This window comes from Rhodoferax ferrireducens T118, from assembly GCF_000013605.1.
Taxonomy (GTDB): Bacteria; Pseudomonadota; Gammaproteobacteria; order Burkholderiales; family Burkholderiaceae_C; genus Rhodoferax; species Rhodoferax ferrireducens.
Genome location: NC_007908.1, coordinates 2,951,722 through 2,978,181 on the forward strand (window position 1 = coordinate 2,951,722; position 26,460 = coordinate 2,978,181).

The window sequence follows — 26,460 nt, forward strand, 5'->3', positions numbered from 1 at the left end:
TTTCAAGTATTCTTAATTTCCAAGCCTTAAATTATAGCCTGAATATTCACTCTGAACGCAGACGAGTCAGCACTTTTTCTCTTTCACACAGTTCCAGCACGGCATCCAGCGAGGGCGTATGGGCACTGCCCATCACCAACACCCGCACCGGCATGGCGAGCAGTGGCATTTTAATGGCACAAGCGACCAGTACTTCCTTGATGGCGGCCGCAATTGACAGCTTGTCCCAGCTACAGCTCGCCAGTTTTTCACTCAGCAAATTCAATGCCGGTTTGATCGCATCCGTCACGTGCTGGCTCACCTCAGCCGGGTTGAGCGTGATATCTGCATAAAAAGCTGCCGCCCAATCCGCCAATACCACGGTGGTGTCACACCGGTCTTTGAACAACGCACAAATGCGGGGCAAGCGCTCATCGGCCTGAATGCCGCGTTTTTGCAGCTGCGCTTGCACCAAAGGTGCCAGTGCGTCATCACTCATGATCTTGAGGTGTTGCGCATTGACCCAACGCAGCTTGGCCTCGTCAAACTGAGCTGCACTGCGACCCAGATGATCCAGGTTGAACCACTGCAGAAATTGCGCCCGGCTAAAAATTTCGTCGTCCCCATGGCTCCAGCCCAGGCGCGCCAGGTAATTGACCATGGCATCAGGCAGATAGCCTTCGTCACGGTACTGAGTGACCGGTTTGGCACCGTTGCGCTTGCTCATCTTTTCGCCCTGCTCATTGAGCACGGTGGGTAAATGGGCATAAACCGGCGGCTCTTGACCCAGGGCCTTGAAGATATTAATCTGCCGCGGCGTGTTATTGACATGGTCATCGCCACGAATCACGTGCGTGATGGCCATGTCAAGGTCATCCACCACCACGCAGAAGTTGTAGGTGGGCGTGCCGTCCGGACGGGCAATCACCAGATCATCGAGTTCATCATTGCTGATCTCGATGCGTCCCTTCACCTTGTCGTCCCACACCACCGAGCCACCCAGCGGATTTTTGAAGCGCAACACCGGCTTCACGCCCTCTGGAATGGGTGGCAGGGTCTTGCCAGGCGCGGGGCGCCAGGTGCCGTCGTAACGCGGCTTTTCTTTGGCAGCCATCTGGGCATCACGCAAGGCATCGAGCTCGGCCACACTCATGTAGCAGGGATAAACATGGCCGGCCGCCTGCAGCTCGGCCAACACGGTCTTGTAGCGGTCCATGCGCTGCATCTGATAGAACGGACCTTCGTCGTAGTCGAGCCCAAGCCAGGACATGCTCTCAATGATCACATCGACAGCGGCCTGGGTGGAACGGTCCAGATCGGTGTCTTCAATGCGCAAGATGAAATCGCCGCCGGTTGAGCGTGCAAATGCCCACGGATACAAGGCCGAGCGAATATTGCCGAGGTGGATGAAGCCGGTGGGAGACGGCGCAAAACGGGTACGGGTTTTTTGAGTCATTTCAGTGCACTTAAGGTCTGCAGGCCGCGCAGCAGGTCGGCCTTGAGATCGTCAATGTGGTCCAGGCCCACTGCCATGCGAATCAAGCCCTGACCGATGCCAGCGGCCTGGCGTTGGTCTTCGGTGAGACGACCGTGCGAGGTGGTGGCGGGGTGGGCAATGGTGGTTTTGGTGTCGCCCAGGTTGGTGGTGATCGAGCACACCTGGGTGCTGTCGATCACATGAAAAGCATTGCTGCGCGCCTGCGTTGCGTCTGGTGCTCGCACATCAAACGACACCACAGCGCCACCCAGCCCGCTTTGCTGGCGCATGGCCAAGGCATGCTGCGGATGCGAGGCCAGGCCGGGGTAATAGACCCGCGCAACTTGCGGCTGGTCTTGCAGCCAGTTGGCCAAATCCAGCGCGCTGTCGCACTGCGCCTTCATCCGTAGCGACAGTGTCTCCATCCCCTTGGTCACCACCCACGCATTGAAGGGCGAGAGCACCATGCCCACGGTTCGATTAATCGGCCAAAACACATCATTGACATATTTTTGCGAGCAACAAATGGCGCCCGCCACCACCCTGCCCTGGCCGTCCAGATACTTGGTGCCGGAATGAATGACAAAGTCGGCCCCATACTCGATCGGTCTTTGCAATGCCGGGGTACAAAAACAATTGTCCACCGCCAGTAGCGCACCGCCCGCGTGCGCCACACGGGCCAGCGCGGAGATGTCGCAAATGTCGGTCAACGGGTTGGTCGGTGTTTCGGCAAACAGCAAACGGGTATTGGGCTGCAACGCTGCTTGCCATTGCGCCACGTCGGTCTGCGACACAAAAGTCGTCGTGACACCAAATTTGGCAAACTCAGTAGCAAACAATCGCAGGGTAGAGCCAAAAACCGACTGCGAACACACCACATGGTCTCCCGCACGTAACAGTCCCATGCCCAGCAGCAACACGGCCGCCATGCCACTGCTGGTGGCAATCGCGGCCTCGGTTCCTTCCAGCGCGGCCAGGCGCTGCTCCATGCCCGAGACGGTGGGGTTGCTGACCCGGGTGTAGGTGTAACCATCTTCCTCCATGGCGAAACGCTTGCGGGCGGTCTCAGCATCGGGCTGCACAAAACTGCTGGTCAGGTACAGGGCTTCGGAGTTTTCGCCATATTGGCTTCGCTCAACGCCTGCACGCACCGCCAACGTGTCGCGGTGCAACTGTGCAGGCAATTTTTTATCCGTCATGCTTGATCCTCGTGATTGGGCAACGCCAGGCGGGAATTGTCCTCGCCCGCTTCCTCGCCGCCGACCCGGCTGGCGTTCAGCCGGGCAATGTCTTCCAGGGTGATGTCCCCAGTGACATAGACGCCGTCAAAGCAGGAGGCGTCGAAGTCCTTGATGCTGGGGTTGAGGGAACCAATGGCCTTCTTCATGCCATCGACGTCCTGGTAAATCAACGCGTCACAGCCAATGATTGCACGGATTTGTTCCACCGTGCGGTTATGCGCCACCAACTCCTCTGACGTGGGCATGTCGATACCGTACACGTTGGGGTAGCGCACCGGCGGCGCGGCACTGGCCATGTAAACCTTGCGCGCGCCAGCTTCGCGCGCCATCTGCACGATTTCACGGCTGGTGGTGCCGCGCACGATCGAGTCGTCCACCAGCAGCACATTGCGGCCCTTGAATTCGCTGGCGATCACATTGAGCTTTTGGCGCACCGATTTTTTGCGAACCGACTGCCCCGGCATGATGAAGGTGCGCCCGACATAGCGGTTTTTCACAAAACCTTCGCGGTACGGCAAGCCCAGCAACTGCGCCAGCTGCGCCGCACTCGGGCGGCTCGATTCCGGGATCGGGATCACGACATCAATTTCGTTCGGCGGCACGGTAGAGATCACCCGCTTGGCCAGCGTTTCACCCAGGTTCAAGCGCGCCTGGTAGACCGAAATGCCATCCATCACCGAATCCGGCCGCGCCAGATAAACATATTCAAAAATGCAGGGGCTGAGCACCGGATGCTCGGCACACTGCTGTGCATGCACCTTGCCCTGCAAGTCAATAAACACCGCCTCGCCGGGGGCAATGTCACGCTCAAATTTGTGTGATGTGCCTTCCAGCGCCACTGACTCGCTGGCCAGCAACACGGTGCCCTCGCCATGCCCGATGCAAAGCGGGCGAATGCCAAACGGGTCACGAAAAGCCAGCACGCCATGGCCGGCGATCATGGCGATCACGGCGTACGAGCCCTTGATGCGCTGATGCACTTTGCGCACGGCGGCAAACACATCACGCGGGAGCAGCGGCAAGCCGCGCGTGGTTTCTCCCAGCTCATGGGCCAGCACGTTGAGCAGCACCTCGGAGTCGCTGTCGGTGTTGATGTGGCGGTGGTCATTGCTGAACAGCTCGGCTTTGAGGGCGTGCGCATTGGTCAGGTTGCCGTTGTGCACCAGCACAATGCCAAACGGCGCATTGACGTAGAACGGCTGCGCCTCTTCTTCGCTGAACGCATTGCCCGCGGTCGGATAGCGCACCTGACCGAGTCCGCAATTGCCCGGCAGTGAGCGCATGTTGCGGGTGCGAAACACATCACGCACCATGCCTTTGGCCTTGTGCATGAAGAACTTGCGCTCCTGCTGCGTCACGATGCCAGCGGCATCTTGCCCGCGGTGCTGTAACAGCAGCAGGGCATCATAAATAAGTTGATTGACAGGGGCGTTGCTGACAACACCAACGATTCCACACATGGTAGTTTTCCGATCAGTTCAGGACAAGGCTCACAGCAGCGGCATCACACCTTCTTGGCCGATGCATCATGCCGGTAAATACTTTGCAAATTCTTGCGGCAACACGGGCTTCAAGCCTTTGAGCGTCACCAGGGCCAGGTCGGCACCCACCGATTTCTGCCACCGGGGGTCGGATTTTAAAGGTGTCATGGTTATCACCACCGTGGCCAACAACAACAACAGCACACCGCGCACCAGGCCAAACACAGCACCCAGCGCCCGATCCGCAGGCCGCAGGCCGACGGCGGCAAAAAGTTTCTGCACCAGGCTGGCCAACAGACTGCCCACCAGCACCGACAGCACAAACACCACGATAAAAGCCACGGCGTAACGCACCGCCTCGCCCGAGCCGGACATGGGCAGCCTGGGCGCGAGATCCGGCGCCAACCACTGCGCCACCATGAAGGCGGCCACCCAGCTCAGCAATGAAAACACCTCGTAAATCAAGCCACGCCAAGCGCCCAAGAGCAGCGATGCCAGCAACACCCCCAAAAAAAACCAGTCCAGCGCAAGCATGGGTCTCGATACAGCCGTGCGGTACGGTTACAAGGTCAGTATGGCGGCGGGCAAATCAAGCTTTTTGATCTTTTCTACCGCCTTGGCCGCATCACCCTTGGTGCCAAAGGGGCCGACCCGAACGCGAATTCTGTCCCCGTCTTTGGTCTTTGCCACATGGGTGTAGGTCTTGAGACCGGCGTGTTCCAGTTTCAATCGCACTTCACGCGCCCGTGTTGCGTCGGCAAAGGCACCCACCTGCACCACAAAGCGGGCATCGTTGGCGGCGGGCTTGGTGCCAGCAGGGCTGTTGGAACTTTTGCCGTCGAGCAGCGACTGAGCCTTGGCCGCGTCATCCGCCTTCACCAGCGCTTTGGCAAGCGGCTTGTCATTCGCCTTGATCGCTGCCGGGTCGGGCACCGGGCTGGCCGGCTTCTGCTCTTCTTTTGCTGCTATTTTAGGAGCTTCTGATTCATATTCCACGGGGGCTGCTGCCACTTTTTGCTCACTACTTCGTGCGGAGGCAGCGACAGCGGCTGCAGGCGGCACGACGGCAGTCTCAGCGGAGAGGGACACCGCAGGCGCGGGAATACTCAAGGGCAGGACCTTGTTTTTGTCGGGTATTTCTATCGGCGTGTCGACCGAAATTGGGCGCGGCTGCTTGTCAAACAGAAGCGGGAAACCAATCACGCCCAGCAACACCAACACGGCGGCACCCAACAGACGGTACTTGGCGCGCTTGCGCATCACCTCAACGCTCTCTGACGGCGCTGGCGCGGCAGACTTGTCATCGCCGCCCTTGCGTAACTTGAAAAAGGCCATGGTGTGGAGGGTTCAGATGTTCAACGGCTGGGCAGGTGTTGGGCGTCAAGACGGGGCACGCCGTCCTTCAAAATACCGCCCACGGTGTAAAACGACCCAAAGACAATAATTCTATCAGTGGGGTCAGCCGCGCTGATGGCGGCCTGCAGGGCTTGCTGCGGGTCGGCGTAAACGGCAGCGCTGGCGTCTTTGCGCGTGTTTTGCGCCTGCCACTGCAGCAACAAGGCATTGGCGGATTCGGCCCGGGGGGTCGGCAAATCGGTGAAATACCACTTGTCAACCAAGGGATTGATTCGGGCCAGCATCAGCGCCACGTCTTTATCCGCCATCGCGCCAAAAATGGCGTGCGTGGTCGGGAAGTAGCCCATCGCGTCCAGGTTGGCCGTCAGCGCCGCCACGGCATGCGGGTTGTGCGCCACGTCCAGCACCAATGCCGGCTGGCCCGGCACGATCTGAAAGCGCCCCGGCAACTCGACAAAGGCAAAGCCATTGCGCACCGCCTGCGCCGTCACCGGCAGGCGCTCGCGCAGGGCCATCAATGCCGCCAGCACGCCAGCGGCATTGACCAGTTGGTTGGCCCCCAGCAGCGCCGGGTAGGCCATGCCGCTGTAACGCCTGCCGCGCCCGGCCCAGGCCCACTGCTGCCGGTCGCCCGACACATTGAAGTCGCGTCCCACTTGCCACAGGTCGGCACCGACTTCGAGCGCCCGATCCAGCACGCTCTGCGGCGGCACGGGATCACTCACCACCACCGGGCGGCCGGTGCGCATGATGCCCGCCTTTTCGTAGCCAATGGACTCACGGTCCGGCCCCAGCAGCGCCATGTGATCGAGGTCGATGCTGGTGATGATGGCGCAATCGGGCTCAATGATGTTGACCGCATCGAGCCGCCCGCCCAGACCCACCTCCAGGATCACCACGTCCAGGCCACTGCGGCTCATCACGTCCAGGATGGCGAGCGTGGAAAACTCAAAATAGGTCAGCGAGACCTCAACATCATCTTGACATCTGGCCCTTTCCACGCTTTCGAAGGCAGCTATTAATTGCGCAGCATCTACCGGCTCGCCCAGTAGCCGCAAGCGCTCTTCAAAACGCACCAGATGCGGCGAGGTGTAGACCCCGGTGCGGTAGCCGGCCTGCAGCAAAATGGATTCCAGCATGACGCAGGTCGAACCTTTGCCGTTGGTGCCCGCCACGGTAATCACCGGGCAGTCAAACCGGATTTGCATGCGTTCGGCCACCAGGCGCACCCGCTCCAGACCGAGGTCGATCGTGACCGGATGCAGTTGCTCGCAATGCGCGAGCCAGTCGGACAATGTTTTTTGAGTTTCGATTGGGGTTTTCATACGACTGGCGATTGTCGCCCACCTTCAGACCGGTGGCATGATGCGGGGCATGAACACCCTTGCCACGCCTTCCTCATCCAACGCACCCGTGACCGTTTTCGGCATTCCCAACTGCGACACGGTCAAGAAAGCTCGCGCCTGGCTGACCGGGCAAGGCGTCAGTCATGAATTTCATGATTTCAAGAAACTGGGCGTCCCGGTAGATCAGTTGCCGCGTTGGATCGCCGCTATTGGCTGGGAGCCGCTGCTGAACCGCAAGGGCACGACCTGGCGCAAGCTCGACGAGGACAGCCGCGCCGCGGTGGTGGGCGCAGTCAGCGCCAGCGCCTTGATGCTGGCTCACCCCAGCGTAATCAAACGGCCGGTCGTGGTGTGGCGCGATGGCCGGGTAACGGTCGGCTTTGATGCCGCCAGCTTCTCTGCACACCTGCCCTAAAATCGCCGACTAGCGACTGATGAACCCCGTCATCAGCACCCAATTAACTTCACCAGCCCCACACCATGACCACTACCCACATCGACCAGGTGTCCGTCAGCACCCAGGCCAGTGTTTATTTCGATGGCAAATGCATCAGCCACGGCGTCACGCTGGCCGATGGCACAAAAAAATCCGTGGGCGTGATCCTGCCTGCCACCCTGACCTTCAACACCGGCGCCCCAGAGGTCATGGAATGTGTCGCCGGTAGCTGTGACTACAAATTGCCGGGCAGCGAGGTGTGGCTCAAGTCCAAGCCGGGTGACAAATTCAGCATCCCAGGCAACACCCCATTCGATATTCGTGTCACCGAGCCGTATCACTACATCTGCCACTTCGGTTGAGTTGATTCTTTTACTCTTATTTTTATAGCTGCTCACGCATATTTCACGGGGGCCGGAGGCCACAACATGTCAAACACCATTCTTCAAAACATTCCCGTTGGCCAAAAAGTGGGCATCGCCTTCTCGGGTGGCCTGGACACCAGCGCCGCCTTGCACTGGATGAAGCTCAAGGGCGCCCTGCCCTATGCCTACACCGCCAACCTGGGACAGCCCGACGAGACCAACTACGACGACATCCCGCGCAAAGCCATGGAATATGGCGCGGAAAAGGCCCGCCTGATCGACTGCCGCCAACAGCTCGCGGCTGAAGGTATTGCCGCCCTCCAAAGTGGCGCCTTTCACATCTCCACCGCCGGTGTGACCTACTTCAACACCACGCCGCTGGGCCGCGCCGTGACCGGCACCATGCTGGTGGCCGCCATGAAACAGGACGACGTCAACATCTGGGGTGACGGCAGCACCTTCAAGGGCAATGACATCGAACGTTTTTACCGCTATGGCCTGCTGACCAACCCGGCACTGAAAATCTACAAACCCTGGCTCGATCAGGCCTTCATTGACGAGCTGGGTGGCCGCGCGGAAATGTCGGCCTTCATGACCGAGCACGGTTTTGGCTACAAAATGAGTGCGGAAAAGGCCTACTCGACCGACTCCAACATGCTGGGCGCCACGCACGAGGCCAAAGACCTGGAACAATTGAGCTGCGGCATCCGCATCGTCAACCCGATCATGGGCGTGCCATTCTGGAAAGACGACTGCGTGGTCAAGGCGGAAGAAGTGTCGGTACGCTTTGAAGAAGGCCGGCCAGTCGCCCTGAACGGCGTGCAATACCCTGACCTGGTGACTCTGATGTTGGAGGCCAACCGCATCGGCGGCCGCCACGGCCTGGGCATGAGCGACCAGATTGAAAACCGCATCATCGAAGCCAAGAGCCGCGGTATCTATGAAGCCCCTGGCCTGGCGCTGCTGTTCATCGCCTATGAGCGCCTGGTGACGGGCATCCACAACGAAGACACCATTGAACAGTACCGCGACAACGGCCGCAAACTGGGCCGCCTGCTGTACCAGGGCCGCTGGTTTGACTCGCAAGCCATCATGCTGCGCGAGACCGCGCAGCGCTGGGTGGCGCGCGCCATCACCGGCGAGGTGACGCTGGAACTGCGTCGCGGTAACGACTACTCGCTGCTCAACACCGAGTCGCCCAACCTGACCTACGCCCCCGAGCGTCTGAGCATGGAAAAAGTGGAAGACGCGCCTTTCTCGCCGCTGGACCGCATTGGTCAACTGACCATGCGCAATCTGGACATTGTGGACACCCGCGCCAAACTGGCGATCTACGCCAAGAGTGGCTTGCTCTCGCTGGGCGTTGACGGTGATTTCCTCAGCCTGGCCAACGACGCCAACAAATAGTTGATCGGGGTTCGCCCCACCTATTTATTCAAGTAGTCTTGCGCAATCGGTCGCAGTGCTGAAGGTGTGATGCCCAAAGACTGCAGGCCTGGCAGGGTGCCACTGGCGACATTGTCGACTTGCATCGAATCCAGATTGTCACGACTCATGACGGGCTCGCCGGGCGCGAGCGCCATCAGCGCGGCCTGTACATGACCGAGCCAGCGCGGCAGCGCAATCACGGGCCGACCGCGTCCGCCGCAGACGCCGCTCAGTTGTGCTGCCAATTGCACCAGTTGCTTCAAGGTGAAGACCTCCGGGCCGCAGGCTTCAATGGTTCTGGGGCTGGCGGCAGGTGCCATCACCCCCGCGTCTCCTGGCATCAGACTTTTGACCACGGCGCTGGCCACGTCGTCCACCCACACCGGCTGAAAGCGCGCTCCAGCACACGCCAGCGGCATGAAGGGCAACACTTTTTGCAGCCTGGCAAAAACATTGAGAAACTTGTCCCGGGCGCCAAACATCACACTGGGTCGAAAAATTGTCAAGTCAAACGCGGCCTGCGGGCCGACACCGGCCGCCTGCAGCCACACCGCCTCGCCCTGCCCCTTGCTGCGCAGGTACATGGACGGCGCTGATTGGGGGTGTTGCGCGTCCGCTCCCAAGGCGCTGATATGCACAACGCGCTTGACACCGGCTGCCCGGCAAGCCCGGGCCAGCTTTTTCGGCAAGGCGACGTGAACTCTATCAAATGCCGCTTGATCGCCATGCAGGATCGCCACCAGATTAACCACCGCGTCATGGCCCGCCACCGCTTGGGTCAGCGCCGCCTCGTCGTGCACATCGAATTCCAGCAAGGTCAACCCGGACAGAGGCTGAAGATGCTGCGCATGGGCGCGTTGGCGGGTCGGCACCGTGACGTGCCAGCCCTGGCTGAGCAGTTTTTGACAGACCTGGGTGCCGACAAAGCCGGTGCCACCGAGAACGAGTACTTTTTTCATACGATAAATCCAACGCTGAACGCGAATCGTACGCTGATGAATGGTTAACAGGCTTAAACCACCACCGGCTCCGGCTCCAGCCGGATGCCAAAACGCTCATAGACGCTGGTCTGGATGGCGCGCGCCAGCGTCATGACTTCACCGCCGGTGGCACCAAAGGGACTGTCGACGCCGCCGCGGTTCACGAGCACCAGCGCCTGCTTTTCATAGACACCGGCCTGGCCGACCGATTTGCCGCGCCAGCCGCAGGAGTCAATCAGCCAGCCCGCCGCCAGCTTGACGCCGCCGTCGGCCAGGTGGTAATGCACCACCTTGGGGTCGCGCGCGATGATGTCCACGCACTGTTCAGGCGTCACCGTTGGGTTCTTGAAGAAGCTGCCGACGTTGCCGATGACTTGCGGGTCCGGCAATTTGGCACGGCGGATCTCACACACCCAATCAAAGATTTGCTGCGCGGTCGGATGGGCGCATTGATGCTCCGCCATTTTCTTGTCCAGGTCGGCATAACCCAGCACCGGCTTCCAGCTTTTGGGCAAGGCAAAGCGCACCCGCAGTATCAGCGCGCGGTCCTTCAGGCCCAGCACCTGATGCCCACCGGCCACAGCACCCGCGCTCACCGCGCCGTCCGGCACCGCCGCCGCCCCGGCCCCATGCTTGAATACCGAGTCGCGGTAGCCAAACGCGCACTGCGCCGCATGGAGCGTGAAGACCTGCCCGGTCTGCAGGTCGATGGCATCGAGCGAATCAAAGCGATCCTGCAACTCCACGCCATAAGCGCCGATGTTCTGCACCGGCGCCGCGCCGACGGTGCCGGGAATCAAAGCCAGGTTTTCCAGCCCCGGGTAACCTTGTGCCAGCGTCCAGGCCACCAGTTCGTGCCAGCTCTCGCCCGCACCGGCCTGGACGATGAAGGCCTTGTCGGTCTCCATCAGCAGCCGTCGACCCATGAGTTCAACCTTGAGCACCAGTGCTTTGACATCGCCGGTGAGCACAATATTGCTGCCGCCGCCCAATACAAATTTGGGACTGGCACGCAGCTCGGGGTCAGCCAGCAGCGCGTGCAAGTCCGCCTCGCTGGCAATGCGCACCAGCGCATGCGCCTTGGCCACGATGTGAAAGCTATTGAAAGCCTGCAGGGGAACATTTTTCTCGACTAACATGGCGGGATTGTCGCATTGGGAGTGTCCGCACTCCCGTTCGGGCTGAGCCTGTTGAAGCTCTTTCTGGAACCCAACGCGCCGCTCTTGCACAGGCTCAGGGCGGGCAAATTTTTATTGAGTAGACCAAATGCCCTCTTTTGACACAGTTTGCGAAGCCAGCATGGTGGACGTCAAACACGCGGTGGAAAACACCACCAAGGAAATCACCACCCGCTTCGACTTCAAGGGCACGCCCGCGGCCATTGAACTCAAGGACAAGGAAATCACCCTGACGGGCGACGCTGATTTTCAACTCAGCCAGATCGAAGATATTCTGCGCAACAAGCTCACCAAACGCAGCGTCGATGTGCGTTTCCTGGACAAGGGCGAGGTGCAAAAAATCGGCGGTGACAAGGTCAAGCAGGTCATCAAGGTGCGCAACGGCATCGAGACCGAGCTGGCCAAGAAAATCCAGCGCCTGATCAAGGACAGCAAAATCAAGGTGCAGGCCGCCATTCAGGAAAGCAAATTGCGCGTCACCGGCGCCAAACGCGATGACCTGCAAGCGGCCATGGCCTTGATCAAAAAAGACATCACCGAAGTGCCCCTGAGCTTCGATAATTTTCGCGACTGATGGAAATTGAGGACCCCGCGCGTGACCGTCCAGACCGAAAACGAATACGAAGACCTGCTTGGCCTCTGGTCCGATCTGGAGGCGGGCCTGGGCATTATTCTGGGCCGCCCGGCCAGCATTCAGGAGTTTGAAAAACGCGTCTGGCAGTACGACCGCTGGATGCAGGGCCTGCTGGCGCGCGACACCGACGTCGGTTTGTATCTGCTGTTCCAGTTGGCGACCAACTCACCGGTGGGTTACAGCGCCTCGCACGCGCTGGTCAGCGCGGTGTTGTGCCACCTGATCGCCGTGGAGCTCAAGCTCCCGCAGGGCGAGCGCGACAGCCTGGTGCATGCAGCCCTGACCATGAACATGGCAATGACGGCGCTGCAGGACCAGTTGGCCAGCCAGTTGGAGCGGCCCACCCCGGCTCAACAGGAAACCATTCGCACACACGCCACCCAGGGCGCCGCCATGCTGGCCGACCTGGGCGTGCTTGACGCGCTGTGGCTCGACACCCTGGCCCTGCACCATGACGACAGCACGGACCAGGGCGAGCTGCGCGCCCTGCCGCCCGAGCGCCGACTGGCCCGCATCCTGCGCATGGTGGACCGCTACGCCGCCATGATCAGCCCCCGTAAATCGCGTGAAGGCCGCAGTACCACCGATTCGGCGCGCGCCATCATCACCCAATCCATAGCCCAGAACGATGAAGTGGGTCATGTGCTGGTACGTCTGGTGGGTGTGTGTCCACCCGGCACCTATGTGCGCCTGGACAGCCAGGAGGTGGCCGTGGTGGTACGCCGCAGCGACACCCCGAACCTGCCTATTTTGGCAATCGTGACCAACCCGGCCGGCATGCGGCTGAACCCGCCGCGCCTGCACCGCAGCGCCAACGGCAGCCCTGGCATCCGGGCCGCCGTGCCCACGTCAAGCGTGCACGACCGCTTGAACCACCATTTGATCCTGCAACTCGGCGCCTATGCCGCGCAACATCCGTAGCCGTACTATTACTATCTTTTTGATAGCTATACACCATTATTCTACGGGGGCTAGAGCCCTATTTGTTACAAATTTCCTTCGACAAACGCGACCATCATGCGGGCCATGTGCAAGCCGTCATGGCCCAGGGCCAGGCTATCAGTGGCGGCGCTGTATTGCGCTTCCCCCAGCAGAGCGCGCCGCTTGTTCAGCAGGTAGGCGCTCAAATCTTCCACAAACTCGGGATGCGGTTGCACACACAGCACCTGCTGATCCACGGTAAAGGCGGCCACCGGGCAAAACTCGCTACTGGCCAGCAGCGTGGCGCCCGCAGGCAGCGCAACGACCTGGTCCTGGTGGCTGGCCAACAGCGCAATGTCGGTGCGGCCCTGCGCCCACTGCGGCGTGTGCCACTGGTAGCGCATGCGCCCGGCGCCCCAACCCTGCGGCGCACGCCCCACCTCGGCGCCCAGGCACAGGGCAATCAGTTGGTGACCAAAACAAACGCCGAGCAGTTTCTTTTTGGCTTGCAACAGTTGTTCAACCTGCTGGCGCAGCGCCAGCACCCAGGGCTCTTGCGAGAATGAATCAGCCCGGCTGCCAGTGAGCAGCACCGCGTCGAAGTCGTCGTAGGAGGCCGGGTACTGCCCCTGCACCGTGTTGAAAATCTCAACCGACCAGTCGGCGCCGGCGGCCGCAAACAAGCGCCGGAACATGTCACCAAAGCCACTGAAACGGGCCGCCAGCTCGGGGTCGAGCACATCGTTTTCCAGAACACACAGCTTCATGATTTACGTTCGGTCCTGGCTTTTTTACCCAGGCGCGACTCGGTCCCCTTGATCAGACGACTGATGTTCTCGGCGTGGCGATAAATGAGCAGCAGCGACATGGCGCACAGCGCCGCCAGGACGCCCTTGCTCAGATACCAGGCCATGCCATCGCCAAAGACGTAGTAGACCGGCACAAACACCGCCGCCGTGAGCGAGGCCAGCGACACGTAGCGGAAGAAGTAAGCCATGATGAGCCAGGTGGCCCCGGTGGCCAGCGCCAGAATCGGGCTCAGGCCCAGCAGCACCCCGAGCGCCGTGGCCACGCCCTTGCCACCGGCAAAGTTGAAAAACACCGGGTACAGATGACCGATAAAAGCAGCCAGCCCGACCAGCGCCATGGTGCCCTCTTCCATCCCGTAGGGCTTGCCATACCACCTGACCAGCATGACCGGCAACCAGCCCTTGGCCGCATCGAGCAACAAGGTGACGATGGCTGCCGTTTTGGAGCCCGAGCGAAGCACATTGGTCGCGCCCGGGTTTTTGCTGCCAAAAGTACGCGGATCATTGAGCCCCATCACGCGGCTGACAATGACGGCAAACGACAGCGAGCCGATCAGGTAGCCCAGCAGCGTTGCTGCCAGGGGAAAGAAAGATTGCATGGATTCCAAAAAATTCTCCTGCTGTCGCATTCGCCAGGCCTGGTGTGCGAGGCGTCTATTCTGCCAGCCCGCGCGTGCACTCAGTCCACCAGTGCGCACTGCACCGGCTTGGCGCCCAACAAATCCACACACACCTGCGGGTCCAACCCGACCAGATAGCCCCGGCGCCCGCCATTGATCAGGATTTTTGGCAGGGCCAGAATGCTGGACTCCATAAACACCGGCATGACGCGGCGTGTGCCAAACGGCGAGGTGCCGCCCACCAGATAACCGCTGTGCCGATTCGCCACCTCGGGCGCACAGGGTTCCACCGATTTGACGCCGATCTGACGCGCCAGATTTTTGGTCGAGACCTTGCGGTTGCCGTGCATCAACACCACCAGCGGGCGGGCATCCTGGTCTTGCATGATGAGCGTTTTAACCACCGTGTAGGGATCCCAGCCGAGCTCGGAGGCACTGTGCAAAGCGCCGCCGTGCTCCAGGTACTCATACGGATGCTCGGTAAACGCCACCTTGCTGCGCTTGAGCAATTGGGTGGCGGGCGTCAGGCTGACGTGCTTCGCCATCTTGGTTACCTTATTCCATTTCTAATTCGATGTGAGACTAGGCGCACCGCTGTAGACAGTGCTTTAGCACGGCAAAGCGGGGCAACGACGTATCGCATTGAAGTAGAAGTGGAATTACTGCGCCGGGTCGCGCAGTTCCCAACGCAGGGCGTCAATCTGTTTCAACAGTTCGGGGCTGAGCGTGGTGCCCCAGGCATCCAGGTCTTCATCGAGTTGCGCCACCGAGGTGACCCCAATGATGGTGCTGGCCACCTGCCATTTGGTGTAGCAAAAAGCCAGCGCCAACTGCGTCGGGCTCAAGCCGTGCGCACGGGCCAGCGCGCTGTAGCGCCGTGCCGCCATCAAAGCCTCCGGTCGGCCCCAGCGCTGCTTGCGGGTCGATTCATATCTGGTGATACGGGCCTGTGCTGGCGCATCCGGGCCGGTCAAGCCGCAGTCGTCGTACTTGCCGGTCAGCAGGCCAAAAGCCAGCGGTGAATATGCAAGCAGCGACACCTTGAGGTGGTGCATGGTTTCGTCCAGTGCGTTTTCCACGCTGCGGTTCAGCAGGCAATACGCGTTTTGCACCGTGGCCACGCGCGGCAAACCATACTGGTCGGCCAGGCGAACAAACTCATGCACGCCATAAGGCGTTTCATTGGACAGGCCCACCGCGCGCACCTTGCCCGCCTGCACCAGCGTGTGCAGGGCCTCAAGCTGGGCGTGCATGGACGTGCCCTCATCTGCGCGTGCTGGCTGGTAATAAATGCCGCCAAACGCAGGCACCGAGCGCACCGGCCAGTGAATCTGGTACAGGTCAATCACATCGGTTTGCAGGCGCTTCAAGCTGCCGTCGCAGGCAGCGAGGATGTCGGCACCGGTCAGGTCGGCGCTGCCGCCGCGAATCCACGGCATGCTGCGCGCCGGGCCGGCCACTTTGGTGGCCAGCACCAGCTTTTGCCGCGCACCGGGGCGCCGGGCCAGCCAGTTGCCAAGGATGATTTCAGTGGCATTGAAGGTGGCGGCGCGCGGCGGCACGGCGTACATCTCGGCCGTGTCCAGAAAGTTGACCCCGCGCTCCAGCGAGCGGTCCAGGATGGCAAAGGCGGTGGCCTCGTCGACTTGCTCGCCAAAGGTCATGGTGCCCAGGCAGATCGGGGTGACGGAAAGGTCGCTAGACCCAAGTTGAATGGTTTTCATGGTGCGGAGAAGGTGCGTAATTTATTCAGCCATGAGTTTACGGTTTCTCCTGCTGCTGCACTTCAGCCCGCCCGTTGTTGGGCGCGCTGCTCCTCCTGCAGCCGCAACACCCGCCGCTGCACCTTGCCGGTGCTGGTCATGGGCAGGGCATCGATGAATTCAATCTCTTTCGGGTACTCGTACGGCGCCAGCATGCCTTTGACGTGGGCTTGCAGCTGTGCCACGAGTTTTAGATCAAACTCGGCCCTAGCCACCGTATCCAAAGGGCGAGCAGCTATAAAATCAGGAGCCAGCACGACATAGGCCTTGACCACTGAACCGCGTGCCGGGTCCGGCTTGGGCACCACGGCGGCGTTGGCCACCGCCGGATGCTTGACCAGGCAGTTCTCGATCTCGCCGGGGCCGATGCGGTAACCGGCGGCCTTGAACACGTCATCGGCACGGCCCTGGTACCACAGGTAACCGTCGGCGTCACGCAGCGCCAGATCGCCGGTGCGGCACCAGTCGCCGGTGAATTTGGCACGGGTTGAACTCTCGTTTTTCCAGTAGCCCAAAAAGAAAATCGGGTCCGCATCACCGTGCCGGTCAAACCGGTTCAAAGCCACGTCACCGGCCACACCCACCGGGCACTCGGCGCCCGCATCGTCTATCACCGCCACCCGATGACCGGGGTAGCCCATGCCCATGCTGCCAGGCTTGGGCGGCCATTGGGCAGAACAATTGCCGACGATGTAGTTGATCTCGGTCTGGCCAAACATCTCGTTGACCGTCACACCCAATTGCTGCTGGCAATAGTCAAATACCGCGTCACCCACCGCCTCGCCCGCGCTCATGATGGCTTGCAGTTGTAGCTTGAACTGCTGGCGCACGGTGTGGCGCGCGCTGCCCGGATAAGCCTTCATCATGGCCTTGAGTGCGGTCGGAAACAAAAACGTGTGCGTCACATGGCAGTCGCGCATCAGCTCCAGCGCCGTTTGCGGGCTGAAGCGGCCGTTGTACGCCACGATCGTGCGGCCAAAGTAAAGCGTGGGCAAAAGGGCATCCATCAGGCCGCCGGTCCAGGCCCAGTCGGCCGGGCTCCAGAAGACGGCGTCCGAGCCCACGGGCAAATCGCCTAGCCCCGCGCTGGCCGGGTTGGCGGCGGGATCAAAACCAAACCAGTTTTGGCTGCAGACAAAACCGGTCAGGTTCCCGATCAGGGCGCGGTGGGGGATCAGCGCCCCCTTGGGGTTGCCGGTGGTGCCGCTGGTGTAGATCAACACGGCGGCCTCCTCGGCCAGCGTGGCGACCGGCGTGAAGTGCGCGTCCTCCTGCGCCAGCGCCAGCGCGTAATTGAGGTCGGCTCGCTGGTCGGTGGCCTCCAGATCGCCCACGCCCAGCACGTAGTGCAGCACCGGGCAGTTGGCTCGCACCGCCTGCAAGCCTTCCAGCGCGCTGGCGGCGCCAATGGCCACCACGGCTTCGCCGTCATGCAGGCGAAACTCCAGCGCCTGCGGGCCAAACAGCATCGACAACGGCATCGCCACCGCGCCCATTTGCAGCACCGCCACGTAGGCCACGGCGGTCTCGAAGCACTGCGGCATCACAATCGCGACCCGGTCGCCCCGCCCTACCCCCAATGCCGTGAGCACGTTGGACAAGCGGTTGGCCTGCGCCTGCAGTTCAGAATAAGTATAAAACTGGCCGCTAGCCCCCGTCTCGTAAGCGCAAATAGCTACTTTTTTGGTAGCGTCTGGCTGCGCCGCCCAGCGCGCACAACAAACCTGGGCGATGTTGAACTGCTCGGGCACCTGCCACCTGAAGTGGCTGTGCAGCCGGGTATAGGCCTGCGGTGGTGAGGCCGGTGATTTGTCGCTGGCTTGACTGACGCGCATGGCAAGTCTCCTTATGATCAGCTGAATGTACCAAGTCAAAAGAATTTCTCATAGCGAGTTTGTCCCGATCCGCAATCTGCAATACCACGTACGGGTGTGGGGCGAGCCTGCCCCTGACAAGACACCGCTGGTGATCGTGCATGGCTGGATGGATGTGGCCGCCAGCTACCAGTTTGTGGTGGATGCGCTCAGCCACGACCATTACGTGATCGCACCCGACTGGCGCGGTTATGGCCAGACGCCCTCCGGTGGCGTGGACAACTTCTGGTTTCCCGACTACCTGGCCGATCTGGACTTTCTGCTCGACCATTACGCGCCAAACAGCCAGGTCAATCTGGTCGGTCACAGCATGGGCGGCAATGTGGCCATGCTGTACGCGGGGGTGCGCCCGCAGCGCATCCGCCGCCTGGTCAATCTGGAGGGTTTTGGCCTGCCCGCCACCACGCCCGACGAGGCACCGGGCCGATATGCCCACTGGATGGATGATTTGAAGAAGCTGCATCGCGGCGAGCTGGCGCTCAAGGCTTACGACACCGTGGACGGCGTGGCGCGCCGCCTGATGAAGACCAACCCGCGTTTGGGCTTGGACAAGGCCAACTGGCTGGCGCAACACTGGGCGCAGCAAGACGCGCAAGGCAAGTGGGCGATCCTGGGCGACCCGGCGCACAAGGTGTCGCACGCCCAGCTCTACCGGCTGGAAGAAGTGCAGGCCATTTATGCGCGCATCAGCATGCCGGTGTTGATGGTCGAGGCATCAAGCGACAGCATGGGCCAGTGGTGGAAGGGTAAATTCACGCTGGCCGAGCACCATGAACGGCTGCGGGTGGTGCCGCAACTGGAAATCGTCCGCGTCGAGGACGCCGGCCACATGCTGCACCATGACCAGCCGAAGCAGCTGGCCGAACTGATCGAGCGTTTTTTGTGACACCCTTGCGCCGCGGGCACGATAAATATCAATAGCGGCCACAGACACCCGGTGGTAGGCTGGCGGTTTTTCTGCCTCCTGCCCCAACCACTTTGCGGAGTCTGACCATGAAAACAAGGCATTTGTCTTTGCCGGCGCGCGGCGCGCGCGTGTCGCCCCTTACCTTTGCCCTCGCTTGCGCGGCGCTGGTGCCAGGTGCCAACGCCTGGGCGCAGACCCAGGTGGTCAAGCCGCCGGTCGCGCAGTACTGGATGGATGTCGCCACCCTGTCCATGGCCGGCATGGACGAGATGCCCGACGTGCCGGACATGGGTGCACTGGGCGGCATGATGGGCGGCATGACCGGGATGCCGGGCATGAGCGGCGTCAGCTTTGGCGCCACGCGCGGCATGATGCCGGGGCGCTGGCTCGATCTGGCGGTTGTGACGCAGCGCAAACCGGCCGGCACCGAGGCCACCCAAACCATTCCGGCGGGCCAGAACATGGGCCCCAGCCTGCTGTTGCTGCCGGTTGAGGCGCAACCCAGCGTCCACAAAACAGGGCGCGAAAGTGCCGACGAGATGCCGGAGCGCCCCAAGGGCCGGATCCTGTTTTACTGGGGTTGCAGCGAAACCGTGCGCGCCGGCCAGCCCCGGGTGCTGGACTTTGCCAAGACCGGGATGGAGGACTATGGCAAATTCATGATGGGCCGGGCGGTGCGTGACACCGGTGCCAAGGCGACGCCGGGCCATGCCATCTGGCCGAATGAAAAGCAGCGCCAGAAGGTGCCGGCCAATGCGTCTCTGACGGGTGAACATGCCCTGTCCGGCGAGGGCCTGCCCGCCAGTCTCAAATTTGCCGTCGGTCAGGCGCAGGATTTCATGCCCAAGCTGGCACTGGCCAACCGGGGCGGCGGCGCCAGCGCCACCAACGTCAGTTGGCCGGGCCTGCCCACAGCGCGCGCCTACTTTCTGAACGCGATGAGTGGCAGCGACAACGCGGGCGAAGCGGAAATGGTGATCTGGAGTTCTTCCGAGCTGCCCGAGCCCGGTTGGGGTTTGATGGACTACGCCAGCAACGCCAATGTGGACAAGTGGCTGAAAGAAAAAGTGCTGTTGCCCGCCAGCCAAACCCAATGCGCCATTCCGGCCGGCATTTTTGCCAAGGCGCAAGGTGCCATGCTGCGCGGCATTGCTTACGGGCAGGAACTCAATCTGGCGCATCCGCCGCGCCCGAGCGACAAACGCATTGCCTGGGAGCCCGAATGGGTCGCCAAGATACGCGTCAAATCCATGGCCATGGCGACTCTGGGGGAGGATGGCGCGCGTGGCCAGCCTCGCGCCAGCAGGTCGGGTAGTGCCAGCCAGCCGCAGGACAACCCCGGCGCGCCCCAACCTGGAGCTGAACCCGAAAAGCCCAAAACACCGGCCATTCCCGGCTTGCCTGATGTGGGCCGGGCACTCAAGGGGCTGTTCGGCGGGTGAGTTTGAAATCGCGTTGAAAGGCTGTTGAGGCTGTGCGCGGCCTGGCCGCGGGGTGGCGTGAGAAAATACGCGATTATTTTCAATTGAATTCACAGGCCCCACCATGATCGAAGCAGAACGCATCAACGCCATCGGCACCCAACTCTCCGACCTGAGCGCACGCGCGCTCAGTTTACGGGGGTATCTTTGACTACGATGCCAAAGCGGAACGCCTGAGGACCGTCAACGCCTCACTCGAAGACCCCACGGTCTGGAACGACCCCAAACGCGCCCAGGAACTGGGCCGCGAGAAAAAAGCGCTCGATGGCGTGGTGATCACGCTGACGGATCTGGCGCGTGAACTGGCTGACAACAGCGAGCTGTTCGAGATGAGCAAGGAGGACGGCGACGAAGCCGGCCTGCTGACCATCGAGGCCGACACCGCGCGCCTGGCCGCCCTGGTTGAAGGGCTGGAGTTCCGTCGCATGTTCAACAACCCGGCCGATCCCTTGAATTGCTTTTTGGACATTCAGGCCGGCGCGGGCGGCACCGAAGCCTGCGACTGGGCCAGCATGCTGCTGCGCCAGTACCTGCGCTACGCCGAGCGCAAGGGTTTCACCACCACCCTGGAAGACGAAACCCCGGGTGACACGGCGGGCATCAAGGGCGCCACCATCAAGATTGAAGGCGAATACGCCTTTGGTCTGCTCAGGACCGAGACCGGCGTGCACCGTTTGGTGCGCAAGAGCCCGTTTGACTCTTCCGGGGGGCGCCACACCTCGTTCGCGTCGGTCTTTGTGTACCCGGAAATTGACGACTCCATCGAGATCAACATCAACCCCGCCGACGTGCGGGTCGACACCTACCGCGCCAGCGGCGCCGGCGGTCAGCACATCAACAAAACCGACTCTGCCGTGCGCCTGACGCACATCCCCACCAACATCGTGGTGCAGTGCCAGGACGGGCGCAGCCAGCACGGCAACCGGGAAGTGGCCTGGAAACGCCTGCGCTCCAAGCTCTACGACTTTGAGATGCGCAAGCAGCAGGAGGAACAGCAAAAGCTTGAAGACACCAAGACCGATGTGGGCTGGGGCCACCAGATCCGCTCTTACGTGCTGGACAACAGCCGCATCAAGGACCTGCGCACCAACTACGAAACATCGGCCACGCAGAAGGTGCTGGACGGCGATCTGGACCCGTTCATTCAAGCCTCGTTGAAGATGGGCGTTTGATGACGGATGCAAGCGCACCGCTGCACGCGGTTGAAGCCCTGATCTTCGACATGGACGGCACCATGATCGACTCCATGCCCAGCCACGCGCAAAGCTGGCAGGTGTTTGCCAGGCGGCACAACCTGGAGTTCGATCTGGATGACCTGATGCGCCGCACCACCGGGCGCAACGGCGCCGAATGCATGCGCGAGCTGTTTCAACGTGACATTCCCGACGCTGAGGCATGGACCCTGATTGCCGAAAAAGAGCGGCTCTACCGCGAACTCTTCGGCCCCATCTTCACCGAGGTGGCCGGCTTCAAGACCTTCTCCGGGCAGGCGCTGGCCCGGGGTTTGAAAGTGGCTGTCGGCACCGCCGGTGATCAGGACAACATTGCCTTTGTATTGTCGCACCTCCAGTTGCCAAGCTCGCCGCACGCCATCGTGGGCGGCGACGAAGGCTTGCCCGGCAAGCCCGAGCCCGCTATATTTCTAGAAGCTGCAAAGCGAATGAATACGGGGGCCAGAGCCTGTATTGTCTTTGAAGATTCGCCATTCGGCATTGAAGCCGCACACCGCGCCGGCATGCGCGCAGTGGCCATTTGTAGCACCCACACGCCAGCGCAACTGGCTGGACCCCACGTCGTTGCCAGCGTGCGTGACTACAACGAATTAATGAACTCGAAATTTCTGGAGAACCTGCATGTTGCAACTTCGTGACTCAAACGGCCCGGCCGCGGTGATTCGCCGCGCCGACTACAGCGCCCCGGCGTTCTGGATCGACAGCGTTCACCTGACGTTTGACCTGGACCCGGCCAAGACCCGCGTGCTCAACAAGATGACACTGCGCCGCAACCCGGACGTGAGCGTGCAGCCTTTGAGGCTTGACGGTGAATCGCTGAATCTGGCGCGTGTGCTGGTCAATGGCCAGGGCGCCTCGTTCAAGCTCGACGGCGGCAAGCTGGTGCTGGAAAACCTGCCTTTGGAAGGCGCGTTTGAACTGGAAATCTTCACCACCTGCGAGCCTTTGAAAAACACCAGCCTGTCGGGCCTGTACGTCAGCAACGACTCGTTCTTCACCCAGTGCGAAGCCGAGGGTTTCCGGCGCATCACCTATTTTCTGGACCGCCCGGATGTGATGGCCAACTACACCGTGACGCTGCGCGCCGACCAACAAAAATACCCGGTGTTGCTGTCCAACGGCAACCTGATGGATTCCGGCGCTTTGGAAGGCACGGGCAATGAGGGCCGCCACTTTGCAACCTGGGTCGATCCGCACAAAAAACCGTGCTACCTGTTTGCGCTGGTGGCAGGCCAACTGGTCTGCCGCGAGCAGCGCATCACATCCCGCGCCGGCAAAGAGCATTTGTTGCAGGTCTATGTGCGCCCCGGCGACATGGACAAAACCGAACACGCCATGCATTCGCTGATGGCCTCCGTGGTCTGGGACGAAGCGCGCTTTGGCCTGGCGCTGGACCTGGAACGCTTCATGATCGTGGCCACCAGCGACTTCAACATGGGCGCCATGGAAAACAAGGGCCTCAATATCTTCAACACCAAGTACGTGCTGGCGAACCAGGCCACCGCCACCGATGCCGATTTTTCGAACATCGAAAGCGTGGTCGGCCACGAATACTTTCACAACTGGACCGGCAACCGCATCACCTGCCGCGACTGGTTTCAGCTCTCCTTGAAAGAAGGCCTGACGGTGTTCCGCGACCAGGAGTTCAGCATGGACCTGTGCGCTGACGCATCGGCCCGCGCGGTCAAGCGCATCGAGGACGTGCGCGTGCTGCGCACCGCCCAGTTCCCGGAAGACGCCGGCCCGATGGCACACCCGGTGCGCCCCGACAGCTATATCGAGATCAACAACTTCTACACCGTCACCATCTATGAAAAAGGTGCTGAAGTGGTGCGCATGATGCAAACGCTGGTGGGCCGCGCTGGTTTTGCCAAAGGCATCTCCCTGTACTTTGCGCGCCATGACGGCAGCGCGGTCACCTGCGACGATTTTGCGCAAGCCATTGCCGACGCCAACCCCGACTCCGCCCTGTCCAAACTGCTGCCGCAATTCAAGCGCTGGTACAGCCAGGCCGGCACACCGCGCCTGCAGGCCAAGGGCAGCTATGACGCGGCGGCGCAAACCTACACGCTCAATTTGAGTCAAAGCTGCGCCGCCACGCCCGGGCAAGAGGCGAAGGAACCGTTTGTGATTCCGGTCAGCCTGGGCCTGGTGGGCAGCAGCGGCGCCGACCTGCCGCTGCAGTTGCAGGACGGCAGCACGTCAGAGCGTGGCAGCCGCCTGTTGGTCATGACGCAGGCAGATGAGTCCATCACCTTCGTCAACGTGGCCGAGGAACCGGTGCCCTCCATCCTGCGCGGTTTTAGCGCGCCCGTGCTGCTGGACTTTGACTACAGCGACGCCCAGTTGCTGACCCTGCTGGCCTTTGACCCCGATCCCTTCAACCGCTGGGAAGCCGGGCAACGTCTGGCGCTGCGAAGTGCTATTCAATTAATAGCTGATGATGCCCTGTTGACGGGGGCTACACCCTTAAATGACGCCTATATTGAAGCCATGCGTTCGGTGCTGCGCCACCCCGCGCTGGATGCGGCCTTCAAGGAACTGGTGCTCACCCTGCCCTCCGAGATCTACATCGCCGAACAGCTTGAGGTGGCGGACCCGCAGCGCATCCACGCGGTGCGCGAAGCCATGCGCGCGCAGCTGGCCAGCGCGCTGGCGGCGGATTGGCAGTGGGCGTTTGAAGCCCACGCCCCTAACGGTGCCTACCGCCCCGACACCGTGTCCTCGGGGCGCCGTGCCCTGACGGGGCTGGCGCTGACGCAACTGTGTCTGGCGGCCCGAGACAGCGGCGACAGCGTCTGGCCGGGCAAGGCCTACCAGCGCTTCAAGGACGCCGACAACATGACCGACCGCTTCAATGCCTTGACCGCGCTCGTCAACAGCGGCCACGCACTCGCCACGCCGGCGCTGGCTCAATTTCATACCCTGTTCAAAAACGAAGAACTGGTGCTGGACAAATGGTTTGCGCTGCAAGCGGGCAGCTGCGACCGGGGCGGCCAGGTGCTGCCGGCGGTGCGCCAGCTGCTCAAGCACCCGGACTTCAATCTGCGCAACCCGAACCGGGCGCGCAGCGTCATCTTCAGTTATTGCAGCGCCAACCCGGGCGCCTTCCACCGCGCGGACGCGGCCGGTTATGTGTTCTGGAGCGAGCGGGTGCTGGAGCTCGACCGCATCAACCCGCAAGTCGCCGCCCGCCTGGCGCGTGCACTGGACCGCTGGAAAAAACTGGCGGAGCCCTATCGCAGCTCGGCCCGCCAGGCGATTGAACGGGTCGCCGACAAGCTTGAGCTGAGCAACGACGTGCGCGAAGTGGTCAGCCGCGCGCTGGCCGACTGAGCCTTGCGCCAGCCCACACCCCATTTACCTGCCCCAAAAGTGCCCATGAATAAAAGAATTTCCCTCACCCGCTACCTGGTCGAGCAGCAACGCATGGAAGGCCATATTCCCGCCCAGTTGCGCCTGCTGCTTGAAGTGGTGGCACGCGCCTGCAAACGCATCAGCCTGACCGTCAACAAAGGCGCACTGGGTGGCGTACTGGGCAGCGCCGAGACCGAGAACATCCAGGGCGAGATGCAAAAAAAGCTCGACATCATCGCCAACGAAGTGCTGATCGAGGCCAACGAATGGGGCGGTCATCTGGCCGCCATGGCGAGCGAGGAGATGGACGGCATCTACATCGTGCCCAACCGTTACCCGCAAGGCGAATACCTGCTGATGTTTGACCCGCTGGACGGCTCCAGCAACATCGACGTGAACGTGAGCATCGGCACCATATTCAGCGTGCTGGTCAAGCCGGACGGCCAGGGGGTGCTGGAGCAGGACTTTTTGCAACCCGGCAACCAGCAGGTCGCCGCCGGTTACTGCGTGTTCGGGCCGCAAACCACGCTGGTACTGACGGTCGGCGACGGCGTTGCCATGTTTACCCTGGACCGTGAGCAGGGGTCCTTCATCCTGACCGCAGAAAACATGCGGGTGCCTGTCGACACCCAGGAATTTGCCGTCAACATGAGCAACCAGCGCCATTGGGACACCCCGGTAAAACGCTACATTGACGAGTGCCTGCAAGGCAAAGACGGCCCGCGCGGCAAGGACTTCAACATGCGCTGGGTCGGCAGCATGGTGGCCGACGTGCACCGCATCCTCACCCGTGGCGGCGTCTTCCTGTACCCCTGGGACAAGCGCGAGCCCGAGAAGCCCGGCAAGCTGCGCCTGATGTACGAAGCCAACCCCATGGCCTGGCTGATAGAACAAGCCGGCGGCGCCGCCAGCACCGGCAAACAGCGCATTCTGGACCTTCAGCCCGGCAAACTGCACGAGCGCGTGAGCGTGTTTTTGGGCTCCAAAAATGAAGTGGAACGCATTGCCCGCTACCACGGCGAAGCGTAAGCAGCCCGCTATAATTGCCGACTTGGTGATTAGCCGGTGTAGCTCAGTCGGTAGAGCAGCTCATTCGTAATGAGAAGGTCGGGTGTTCGATTCATCTCTCCGGCACCAATAGATTCAAGGGTTTGTTGCTATTAACTTAGCAGCAAACCCTTTCTCTTTGGGGCATTTACAGACTGCGGTACTTTGGTTTGTACCGTGTAGCCACCATGTAGCCAACCCCAAACTCAGCACGCGCCCGTCACTGTCATGGTGGTGGCCTCACCAGAACAGCCCCTAAGCGCATTTCCCGATGCAGGGCAGGGCAAGATGCCAGACGGCGCTCGTTGATGGTCAAGGCATGCTTCTGACTGACGACTGAAGACACATTGGCGACTTCCACCCATCCGAACTGCCTGCTTCATACGACATTCAATTCAATAGCCCGGCCGTCGGTTGGTTGTTGAAGATGTCGCCTAATGCATCACCGCAACCTGGCGCTTCTTCACGATCACCACCGGTGACGAGAATTCGTGCCTGCGCTATTCAGGGTCGGCGCAAGTGAGCAAGCATGTAGGAGTGATCACGTC

Annotated in this window: 24 protein-coding genes and 1 tRNA gene; 12 read left to right on the forward strand and 13 right to left on the reverse strand. The window is 61.4% G+C overall.

Annotated features, from left to right (window positions below):
- Positions 1-46 precede the first annotated feature (46 nt).
- From gltX to folC, 6 genes are all read right to left on the reverse strand, one after another.
- Positions 47-1,435, reverse strand: a complete 1,389-nt coding sequence (gene gltX / locus RFER_RS13560) for a glutamate--tRNA ligase (RefSeq protein ID WP_011464963.1) — start codon at positions 1,433-1,435, stop codon at positions 47-49.
- On the reverse strand, positions 1,432-2,655 hold the full coding sequence (locus RFER_RS13565; RefSeq protein WP_011464964.1) for an O-succinylhomoserine sulfhydrylase: 1,224 nt from the start codon (positions 2,653-2,655) through the stop codon (positions 1,432-1,434). Before RFER_RS13565 ends, gltX begins: the two co-directional genes overlap by 4 nt.
- Positions 2,652-4,157 carry an amidophosphoribosyltransferase gene (gene purF, locus RFER_RS13570; protein WP_011464965.1) on the reverse strand — a complete coding sequence of 502 codons (1,506 nt, stop codon included), beginning with the start codon at positions 4,155-4,157 and terminating at the stop codon, positions 2,652-2,654. Before purF ends, RFER_RS13565 begins: the two co-directional genes overlap by 4 nt.
- Positions 4,158-4,223: 66 nt before the next feature.
- Positions 4,224-4,712, reverse strand: coding sequence for a CvpA family protein (locus tag RFER_RS13575; RefSeq protein WP_011464966.1), 489 nt, complete (start codon positions 4,710-4,712; stop codon positions 4,224-4,226).
- Between the two features lie 27 nt (positions 4,713-4,739).
- Positions 4,740-5,513, reverse strand: coding sequence for an SPOR domain-containing protein (locus RFER_RS13580; RefSeq protein WP_011464967.1), 774 nt, complete (start codon positions 5,511-5,513; stop codon positions 4,740-4,742).
- Positions 5,514-5,533: 20 nt separating this feature from the next.
- Positions 5,534-6,859 (reverse strand): bifunctional tetrahydrofolate synthase/dihydrofolate synthase, encoded by a 1,326-nt coding sequence (gene folC, locus RFER_RS13585; protein WP_011464968.1) that lies wholly within the window; start codon positions 6,857-6,859, stop codon positions 5,534-5,536.
- 40 nt (positions 6,860-6,899) lie between these two features.
- On the opposite strand from folC, the gene RFER_RS13590 reads away from it, so the two are divergent.
- The 3 genes from RFER_RS13590 (at position 6,900) to argG (ending at position 9,088) form a co-directional block, all read left to right on the forward strand.
- Positions 6,900-7,295 carry an ArsC family reductase gene (locus RFER_RS13590; RefSeq protein ID WP_011464969.1) on the forward strand — a complete coding sequence of 132 codons (396 nt, stop codon included), beginning with the start codon at positions 6,900-6,902 and terminating at the stop codon, positions 7,293-7,295.
- Between the two features lie 65 nt (positions 7,296-7,360).
- Entirely contained in the window at positions 7,361-7,678 is a 318-nt protein-coding gene (locus RFER_RS13595; protein WP_011464970.1) for a pyrimidine/purine nucleoside phosphorylase, read from the forward strand.
- Positions 7,679-7,744: 66 nt separating this feature from the next.
- Complete coding sequence (gene argG / locus RFER_RS13600; protein WP_011464971.1) at positions 7,745-9,088, forward strand: argininosuccinate synthase; 1,344 nt, start codon at positions 7,745-7,747, stop codon at positions 9,086-9,088.
- 20 nt (positions 9,089-9,108) lie between these two features.
- On the opposite strand, the gene RFER_RS13605 is transcribed toward argG, so the two are convergent.
- A complete protein-coding gene (locus RFER_RS13605; protein WP_011464972.1) occupies positions 9,109-10,068 on the reverse strand; it encodes a complex I NDUFA9 subunit family protein in 960 nt (319 codons plus the stop codon).
- A 53-nt stretch (positions 10,069-10,121) separates the two neighbouring features.
- The gene (gene murB / locus RFER_RS13610) at positions 10,122-11,228 is read right to left on the reverse strand and encodes a UDP-N-acetylmuramate dehydrogenase (RefSeq protein ID WP_011464973.1); all 1,107 of its coding nucleotides are present in this window, start codon (positions 11,226-11,228) and stop codon (positions 10,122-10,124) included.
- A 127-nt stretch (positions 11,229-11,355) separates the two neighbouring features.
- Between murB and RFER_RS13615 the strand changes: the two genes are divergently transcribed.
- Both RFER_RS13615 and RFER_RS13620 read left to right on the forward strand, forming a co-directional pair.
- The gene (locus RFER_RS13615; RefSeq protein WP_011464974.1) at positions 11,356-11,841 is read left to right on the forward strand and encodes a YajQ family cyclic di-GMP-binding protein; all 486 of its coding nucleotides are present in this window, start codon (positions 11,356-11,358) and stop codon (positions 11,839-11,841) included.
- Between the two features lie 21 nt (positions 11,842-11,862).
- Positions 11,863-12,822 carry an HD-GYP domain-containing protein gene (locus RFER_RS13620; RefSeq protein WP_011464975.1) on the forward strand — a complete coding sequence of 320 codons (960 nt, stop codon included), beginning with the start codon at positions 11,863-11,865 and terminating at the stop codon, positions 12,820-12,822.
- A gap of 65 nt (positions 12,823-12,887) precedes the next feature.
- Here RFER_RS13620 and RFER_RS13625 read toward each other — a convergent pair whose 3' ends face one another.
- The 5 genes from RFER_RS13625 to RFER_RS13645 form a co-directional block, all read right to left on the reverse strand.
- Positions 12,888-13,589, reverse strand: a complete 702-nt coding sequence (locus RFER_RS13625; RefSeq protein WP_011464976.1) for an amidotransferase — start codon at positions 13,587-13,589, stop codon at positions 12,888-12,890.
- Entirely contained in the window at positions 13,586-14,230 is a 645-nt protein-coding gene (gene plsY, locus RFER_RS13630) for a glycerol-3-phosphate 1-O-acyltransferase PlsY (protein WP_041790729.1), read from the reverse strand. Before plsY ends, RFER_RS13625 begins: the two co-directional genes overlap by 4 nt.
- Positions 14,231-14,310: 80 nt before the next feature.
- Positions 14,311-14,796 (reverse strand): aminoacyl-tRNA deacylase, encoded by a 486-nt coding sequence (locus tag RFER_RS13635; RefSeq protein ID WP_011464978.1) that lies wholly within the window; start codon positions 14,794-14,796, stop codon positions 14,311-14,313.
- A gap of 114 nt (positions 14,797-14,910) precedes the next feature.
- Positions 14,911-15,975: an aldo/keto reductase gene (locus RFER_RS13640; RefSeq protein WP_011464979.1), complete on the reverse strand. Its 1,065-nt coding sequence runs from the start codon at positions 15,973-15,975 to the stop codon at positions 14,911-14,913.
- Positions 15,976-16,037: 62 nt separating this feature from the next.
- Positions 16,038-17,849 carry an acyl-CoA synthetase gene (locus RFER_RS13645; protein ID WP_011464980.1) on the reverse strand — a complete coding sequence of 604 codons (1,812 nt, stop codon included), beginning with the start codon at positions 17,847-17,849 and terminating at the stop codon, positions 16,038-16,040.
- 25 nt (positions 17,850-17,874) lie between these two features.
- On the opposite strand from RFER_RS13645, the gene RFER_RS13650 reads away from it, so the two are divergent.
- From RFER_RS13650 to RFER_RS13680, 7 genes are all read left to right on the forward strand, one after another.
- The gene (locus RFER_RS13650) at positions 17,875-18,774 is read left to right on the forward strand and encodes an alpha/beta fold hydrolase (RefSeq protein ID WP_011464981.1); all 900 of its coding nucleotides are present in this window, start codon (positions 17,875-17,877) and stop codon (positions 18,772-18,774) included.
- Between the two features lie 107 nt (positions 18,775-18,881).
- Positions 18,882-20,237, forward strand: coding sequence for a hypothetical protein (locus RFER_RS13655; protein WP_011464982.1), 1,356 nt, complete (start codon positions 18,882-18,884; stop codon positions 20,235-20,237).
- A 106-nt stretch (positions 20,238-20,343) separates the two neighbouring features.
- Positions 20,344-21,448, forward strand: a protein-coding gene (gene prfB, locus RFER_RS13660) for a peptide chain release factor 2 (RefSeq protein ID WP_166485856.1) whose coding sequence is annotated in 2 segments (ribosomal slippage) — positions 20,344-20,424 and positions 20,426-21,448 — 1,104 coding nt in all. Because the reading frame shifts where the segments join, the coding sequence is not laid out codon by codon here.
- Positions 21,448-22,146, forward strand: a complete 699-nt coding sequence (locus RFER_RS13665) for an HAD family hydrolase (RefSeq protein WP_011464983.1) — start codon at positions 21,448-21,450, stop codon at positions 22,144-22,146. Before prfB ends, RFER_RS13665 begins: the two co-directional genes overlap by 1 nt.
- The gene (gene pepN / locus RFER_RS13670) at positions 22,130-24,844 is read left to right on the forward strand and encodes an aminopeptidase N (protein ID WP_011464984.1); all 2,715 of its coding nucleotides are present in this window, start codon (positions 22,130-22,132) and stop codon (positions 24,842-24,844) included. The genes RFER_RS13665 and pepN overlap by 17 nt, the downstream gene beginning before the upstream one ends.
- A gap of 45 nt (positions 24,845-24,889) precedes the next feature.
- The gene (locus RFER_RS13675; RefSeq protein WP_011464985.1) at positions 24,890-25,894 is read left to right on the forward strand and encodes a class 1 fructose-bisphosphatase; all 1,005 of its coding nucleotides are present in this window, start codon (positions 24,890-24,892) and stop codon (positions 25,892-25,894) included.
- 32 nt (positions 25,895-25,926) lie between these two features.
- Positions 25,927-26,002, forward strand: a tRNA-Thr gene (locus tag RFER_RS13680).
- The last annotated feature ends 458 nt before the right edge of the window (positions 26,003-26,460 follow it).

Bases quoted from the DNA above. Each gene is read 5' to 3' on its own strand.
- RFER_RS13665 (WP_011464983.1), top strand. From the start codon at position 21,448: ATGACGGATGCAAGCGCACCGCTGCACGCGGTTGAAGCCCTGATCTTC.
- plsY (WP_041790729.1), bottom strand. From the start codon at position 14,230: ATGCAATCTTTCTTTCCCCTGGCAGCAACGCTGCTGGGCTACCTGATC.
- RFER_RS13645 (WP_011464980.1), bottom strand. From the start codon at position 17,849: ATGCGCGTCAGTCAAGCCAGCGACAAATCACCGGCCTCACCACCGCAG.
- RFER_RS13580 (WP_011464967.1), bottom strand. From the start codon at position 5,513: ATGGCCTTTTTCAAGTTACGCAAGGGCGGCGATGACAAGTCTGCCGCG.
- RFER_RS13595 (WP_011464970.1), top strand. From the start codon at position 7,361: ATGACCACTACCCACATCGACCAGGTGTCCGTCAGCACCCAGGCCAGT.
- murB (WP_011464973.1), bottom strand. From the start codon at position 11,228: ATGTTAGTCGAGAAAAATGTTCCCCTGCAGGCTTTCAATAGCTTTCAC.
- RFER_RS13565 (WP_011464964.1), bottom strand. From the start codon at position 2,655: ATGACGGATAAAAAATTGCCTGCACAGTTGCACCGCGACACGTTGGCG.
- RFER_RS13575 (WP_011464966.1), bottom strand. From the start codon at position 4,712: ATGCTTGCGCTGGACTGGTTTTTTTTGGGGGTGTTGCTGGCATCGCTG.
- RFER_RS13650 (WP_011464981.1), top strand. From the start codon at position 17,875: ATGTACCAAGTCAAAAGAATTTCTCATAGCGAGTTTGTCCCGATCCGC.
- folC (WP_011464968.1), bottom strand. From the start codon at position 6,859: ATGAAAACCCCAATCGAAACTCAAAAAACATTGTCCGACTGGCTCGCG.
- argG (WP_011464971.1), top strand. From the start codon at position 7,745: ATGTCAAACACCATTCTTCAAAACATTCCCGTTGGCCAAAAAGTGGGC.
- RFER_RS13640 (WP_011464979.1), bottom strand. From the start codon at position 15,975: ATGAAAACCATTCAACTTGGGTCTAGCGACCTTTCCGTCACCCCGATC.
- RFER_RS13675 (WP_011464985.1), top strand. From the start codon at position 24,890: ATGAATAAAAGAATTTCCCTCACCCGCTACCTGGTCGAGCAGCAACGC.
- RFER_RS13635 (WP_011464978.1), bottom strand. From the start codon at position 14,796: ATGGCGAAGCACGTCAGCCTGACGCCCGCCACCCAATTGCTCAAGCGC.
- RFER_RS13605 (WP_011464972.1), bottom strand. From the start codon at position 10,068: ATGAAAAAAGTACTCGTTCTCGGTGGCACCGGCTTTGTCGGCACCCAG.
- pepN (WP_011464984.1), top strand. From the start codon at position 22,130: ATGTTGCAACTTCGTGACTCAAACGGCCCGGCCGCGGTGATTCGCCGC.
- RFER_RS13590 (WP_011464969.1), top strand. From the start codon at position 6,900: ATGCGGGGCATGAACACCCTTGCCACGCCTTCCTCATCCAACGCACCC.
- purF (WP_011464965.1), bottom strand. From the start codon at position 4,157: ATGTGTGGAATCGTTGGTGTTGTCAGCAACGCCCCTGTCAATCAACTT.
- RFER_RS13615 (WP_011464974.1), top strand. From the start codon at position 11,356: ATGCCCTCTTTTGACACAGTTTGCGAAGCCAGCATGGTGGACGTCAAA.
- RFER_RS13655 (WP_011464982.1), top strand. From the start codon at position 18,882: ATGAAAACAAGGCATTTGTCTTTGCCGGCGCGCGGCGCGCGCGTGTCG.
- gltX (WP_011464963.1), bottom strand. From the start codon at position 1,435: ATGACTCAAAAAACCCGTACCCGTTTTGCGCCGTCTCCCACCGGCTTC.
- RFER_RS13625 (WP_011464976.1), bottom strand. From the start codon at position 13,589: ATGAAGCTGTGTGTTCTGGAAAACGATGTGCTCGACCCCGAGCTGGCG.